This is a genomic window from Niveispirillum lacus (assembly GCF_002251795.1).
Lineage (GTDB): Bacteria > Pseudomonadota > Alphaproteobacteria > Azospirillales > Azospirillaceae > Niveispirillum > Niveispirillum lacus.
In genome coordinates this window covers 1-938 of record NZ_NOXU01000009.1, presented here as the reverse complement: position 1 = coordinate 938, position 938 = coordinate 1, and the positions used below count along the sequence as shown (strand labels likewise).

The following is a 938-nucleotide window of genomic DNA, read 5'->3' as shown; positions in this document are numbered from 1 at the left end:
TAGAGGCCGGCATAGCCGCTATAGGCGTCGGCCTGGAATATCCCGGTCCAGCCGGCCAGGTGGCGCTGCGGATGCTCGCCGGCACGGGTGCGGGCGTAATGGTAGAGGGCGGCCGGCGGATCGCTGCCGCCGCATGGCCGGTCATCCCGCACATACACCCATAGTCGGCCGGTGGCCGTCTTACCCTTGGCCAGAACCGGCACCGGCGTGTCATCGCCATGGAGCCGGGCTGCCGACAGCACGTGAGAGCGTATCGCCGCCACCAGCGGGGCCAGGGTTGCCGCCGCCGCTCCAACCCAGTCGGCCAGGGTGGAGACATCCAGGTCGATCCCTTCACGGGCATAGGCCGCACTCTGCCGGTGCAGCGGCAGATGCTGGGCATATTTCCCGGCCAGCACCATGGCCAGCAGGTTGGGGCCGGCCCGCCCACGCCGGATCGGATGGGAGGGCGCTGGCGCCTGGCTCACCGCCTCGCAGGACCGACAGGCGAACTTCTCCCGGACATGCTGCACCACCTTCCATCGGCGGGGCTCGCATTCCAGGCTTTCCAGAACATCCTCGCCGATCTTGCGCAAGGCATTGCCGCCGCAGCGGTCGCAGACACAAGGCCCCGGATGCACGACCCGCTCGCGTGGCAGCGCCTCTGGCAACGGCCGCCGCGCCGGCTTGCGCGGCGTGACGGCAGGGGTGGGAACGGGCATGCTGAGTTCGCCAGCCACCTCATTCTCGGCGCTGGTCTCCTCCAACTCCTCCAGTTGCAGTTCCAACTGCTCCACCAGCAGCCGGCCCCGTTCGGAGGATTGGCCGTAAAGTTCCCGTCGGGCCTTGGCCAGGGCCAGACGCAGCCGTTCGATCTCGATCGCCCGTTCACCGGCCTGTTGGCGTGCCGTCGCCAACTCCCCCTGCAACGCCAGGATCAGCGCATGGGCCGCCGCCAG

1 protein-coding gene is annotated in these 938 nt (G+C 69.3%); it reads right to left on the bottom strand.

Translation table 11 applies throughout. The features are described 5' to 3' along the window. Positions 1-938: IS66 family transposase (gene tnpC, locus CHU95_RS00290; protein WP_165771913.1), on the bottom strand; the 938-nt coding region annotated here is incomplete at both ends.